At 63.4% G+C, this 3625-nt stretch carries 7 protein-coding genes; all 7 read right to left on the bottom strand.

Annotation, left to right across the window (positions count from 1 at the left end; all coding sequences use genetic code 11):
* Positions 1 to 127 precede the first annotated feature (127 nt).
* Genes rpsM through rplR form a run of 7 tightly spaced genes read right to left on the bottom strand, consistent with a single transcriptional unit; the run spans position 128 to position 3540 of the window.
* Positions 128 to 484: a 30S ribosomal protein S13 gene (gene rpsM, locus M3461_18365; GenBank protein MDQ3776171.1), complete on the bottom strand. Its 357-nt coding sequence runs from the start codon at positions 482 to 484 to the stop codon at positions 128 to 130.
* Positions 485 to 527: 43 nt separating this feature from the next.
* Positions 528 to 641: a 50S ribosomal protein L36 gene (gene rpmJ / locus M3461_18360; protein ID MDQ3776170.1), complete on the bottom strand. Its 114-nt coding sequence runs from the start codon at positions 639 to 641 to the stop codon at positions 528 to 530.
* A 23-nt stretch (positions 642 to 664) separates the two neighbouring features.
* Positions 665 to 2008 (bottom strand): preprotein translocase subunit SecY, encoded by a 1344-nt coding sequence (gene secY / locus M3461_18355; protein ID MDQ3776169.1) that lies wholly within the window; start codon positions 2006 to 2008, stop codon positions 665 to 667.
* A gap of 2 nt (positions 2009 to 2010) precedes the next feature.
* On the bottom strand, positions 2011 to 2463 hold the full coding sequence (gene rplO, locus M3461_18350; GenBank protein MDQ3776168.1) for a 50S ribosomal protein L15: 453 nt from the start codon (positions 2461 to 2463) through the stop codon (positions 2011 to 2013).
* Positions 2464 to 2467: 4 nt separating this feature from the next.
* A complete protein-coding gene (gene rpmD / locus M3461_18345) occupies positions 2468 to 2674 on the bottom strand; it encodes a 50S ribosomal protein L30 (GenBank protein MDQ3776167.1) in 207 nt (68 codons plus the stop codon).
* A complete protein-coding gene (gene rpsE / locus M3461_18340; GenBank protein ID MDQ3776166.1) occupies positions 2671 to 3174 on the bottom strand; it encodes a 30S ribosomal protein S5 in 504 nt (167 codons plus the stop codon). The genes rpmD and rpsE overlap by 4 nt, the downstream gene beginning before the upstream one ends.
* Before the next feature lie 12 nt (positions 3175 to 3186).
* Positions 3187 to 3540, bottom strand: coding sequence for a 50S ribosomal protein L18 (gene rplR, locus M3461_18335; GenBank protein MDQ3776165.1), 354 nt, complete (start codon positions 3538 to 3540; stop codon positions 3187 to 3189).
* Positions 3541 to 3625 lie beyond the last annotated feature (85 nt).

Here is a 3625-nt window from a genome sequence, read left to right as displayed (position 1 = left end):
GCCAAACTCACTACCAGAAAGGCTTACGGTTTTCGGACCTATCATGGGCTGGAAGTCGCTTTGTATCATGCACTTGGCGCTCTACCGGAACCAAAGTTCACCCACAGATTTTCCTGAGGAGGGATATTTATTTACGGACCATGCGGCGCGGACCCTTGCGCGTCCGGGCGTTGGTGCGCGTGCGCTGGCCGCGCACCGGGAGGCCGCGCCGGTGCCGGATCCCGCGGCAGCAACCGAGGTCCATCAAGCGCTTGATGTTCATAGACACCTCGCGCCGTAGATCGCCCTCCACCGGGTACTTGCCGACCTCGCTGCGCAGGGCATCGAGCTGCCCCTCGGTGAGGTCCTTGACCTTGGTCTTTGGCGTTATCCCGGCCGCACCGCAGATCTTGAGCGCCCGGTTGCGACCGATCCCGTAGATGTGGGTCAGCGCGGTCGCCGTATGTTTGTGGATGGGGATGTTGACCCCCGCTACGCGCGCCATATTCGTCGTTCCAGATTAAAAATTAATATATGTAAACCCTGGGTCAGCCCTGGCGCTGCTTGTGGCGCGCCTCGCGGCAGATCACGCGTACGACGCGTTTTCTCCGCACGATCTTGCAGTGGCGGCAGATCTTCTTGACCGATGTCCGAACCTTCATCGCACGCCTCCTTCGACACGTAGCTACCGCCGGCCATACCCTTTGAGGTTGGCCTTCTTGAGCAGACCCTCGTACTGGTGGGACATGAGATGGGCCTGTACCTGGGCCATGAAGTCCATTACCACCACCACGATGATCAGCAAGGATGTGCCACCAAAATAGAACGGCACGTTGAATTCCAAGATCAGAAACTCCGGCAGCATACACACCGAAGTGATATAGATGGCCCCGGCAAAGGTCAGCCGCGTCATGACGCCATCGATGTATTTGGCCGTCTGTTCTCCCGGCCGGATCCCCGGGACGAAGGCCCCGGATTTCTTCAGGTTGTCCGCGGTCTCCTTGGGATTGAACACGATCGCGGTGTAGAAGAAACAGAAGAATACGATCCCCCCCGCGTACAAGATCACATACAGCGGTTGGCCCGGCGACAGCGCACTGGCGAGGTCCGACAGCCAGCCGATCCCCTGACCGCTGCCGAACCAACTGCCGATGGTGCTCGGAAACAGGATCAGGCTGGAGGCGAAGATCGGCGGGATCACCCCGGACATGTTGAGCTTGAGCGGCAGGTGACTGGTCTGTCCCGCATACATCTTGCGACCGACCTGGCGCTTGGCATAGTTCACGGTGATCCGGCGCTGGCCCCTTTCCACGAAGATCACCAGCGCGGTCACGGCGATCACCAGGAGGAACAACGCGATCAAGGTCATGACATGGAGCTCGCCCGTGCGCGCCAGCTCCAGCGATCCGCCCACCGCCGAGGGGAGCCCCGCAACGATCCCAGCGAAGATGATCATCGAGATCCCGTTCCCCACCCCGCGCTCGGTGATCTGCTCGCCCAGCCACATGAGGAACAGGGTACCGGTCACGAGCGTCGTGACGGCTGTGATGCGAAACCCTAGGCCCGGGTTGATCACCAGCGCCTGCGCGGCAGCCTGCTGTCCTTCGAGTGCGATGGCCACGCCCAGGGCCTGGAAGGTGGCGAGCCCGACGGTGCCGTAGCGGGTGTATTGGGTGATCTTCCTGCGGCCGGACTCGCCTTCCTTGCGCAACTGCTCCAGTTTCGGATACACCATGGTCAAGAGCTGCATGATGATCGATGCCGAGATGTACGGCATGATCCCGAGCGCCACGACCGAAAACCGTTCCAGCGCCCCACCCGAGAACATGTTGAACATATCCAGGATGGTGCCGCGCTGCTGGTCGAAGAGCTGGGCCAAGGCGATTGGATTGATCCCGGGCACCGGAATATAGGTGCTGATCCGAAACACCACGAGCGCCCCGAGCAGGAACAAGAGCCGCTGCCGCAACTCCGTGAGGTTGCCGAGCCCCGCCAGCGACGAGGACAGGTTGGAGCGCGCCACGACCATCGTCAATCCTCTATGGCGCCGCCCGCGGCCAGGATGGCGGCGCGCGCGCCGCGCGTGAGCAATAGGCCCTTGACGTTCACCCGATTTTTCAGGCCGTCCCTTATTTTTTTATTGTATTGCACGATCACCTTGACCGTGCGGGCGCGCCGGTCGACGAGCCCCGCCGTCTTCAAAACGTCCAGATCGATGATGTCGGCGTGCAGGCGCGCGAGGTCCCCGAGGCGTACTTCATCGGCGAACCGGGCGGTCCGCGAGCGAAAGCCGAACTTGGGCAAACGCCGCTGCAGCGGCATCTGTCCGCCCTCGAAGCCCACCTTGTGATATCCGCCGGCACGAGCATACTGACCCTTGTGGCCGCGTCCGCAGGTTTTTCCCAGGCCCGAGCCGATGCCACGGCCGAGACGCTTACGCGCCGTCTTGGCACCCGCGGCCGGTTTGAGGGTATTGAGCCGCATGTCGTCAGACCTCTTCGATCTCCAAGAGGTAGGCCACCCGCCGGATCATGCCGCGGACCTCCGGTGTGTCGAGGAGCACCCGACTGTGGCCGATGCGACGCAGCCCGAGGCCGGTGACACAGGCCTTGTGGGCCCGGAGACGCCCGATGGTGCTCCGCCGGAGCGTGATGCAGAGCCGCCCGGGCGCGGCTGGATCACGGTGCTCGCTCATAGGATCTCTTCCACCGACTTGCCGCGCTTCGCCGCGTACCAGCGGGGGTCCCTGAGATCGCTCAAACCCTGCACGGTGGCCCGCACCACGTTGACCTTGTTGGTGGTGCCGATGCACTTCCCCACCACGTCCTTGACCCCCGCAACCTCGAATACCGCGCGCATCGCGCCACCGGCGATGATGCCGGTGCCTTCCGAGGCCGGCTGAAAATAGACCTTGGCGGCGCCATGCCGGACCGTCACCGCATGCTGAACGGTGGTGTTGTTCAAAGCGATGCGGCGCATATTGGCGCGCGCCTTCTCCATGGCCTTCTGGATCGCCACCGGCACCTCACGCGCCTTGCCGCGCCCGAAACCCACTCTTCCTGCGCCGTCACCCACGACCGTCAGTGCCGCGAAGCCGAAGATCCGTCCGCCCTTGACGACCTTGGCCACCCGCGCCACGTGCACCAGCTTTTCCAGTAACCCGTCGCCGGGATCGGATGGGTTGTTTCCCGCCATGATGGTTCTCGCCTAGACCTGTAAACCGTGCTCGCGTGCCGCATCCGCGAGCGCCTTGATTCGGCCGTGATACTTGAAACCCGCTCGGTCGAATGCCGCCCGCTCGACACCCTTGGCCCGGGCCCGCTCGGCCACGGCCTTGCCGACGACCTGGGCCGCCGCGATGTTGCCGCCGAATGGGACGGCCTCGCGCAGGGTCTTGTCGAGCGTCGATGCGCTCGCCACCACCTCGGCCCCATTGGGTGCAATGAGCTGCGCATAGATATGCCGCGGCGTGCGGTAGACGCACAGGCGATGGACCACGAGCTCTTTGATCTTGGCGCGCGCCCGCCGTGCCCGACGCAAACGGCTGGTTTTCTTATCCATGACGCCCCTCAGAGTTTGTGAAAAAATCGTCGCGAGCGAAGGGAGGTCGCGTTGCATCCTCGGCGCGCCAAGCAGGGCCACTCCC

The organism is Pseudomonadota bacterium, from assembly GCA_030860485.1.
In the GTDB taxonomy this organism is placed as follows: Bacteria; Pseudomonadota; Gammaproteobacteria; order JACCXJ01; family JACCXJ01; genus JACCXJ01.
Note: the sequence above shows the minus strand (reverse complement) of the source record. Positions and strands in the feature narration are given on the sequence as shown.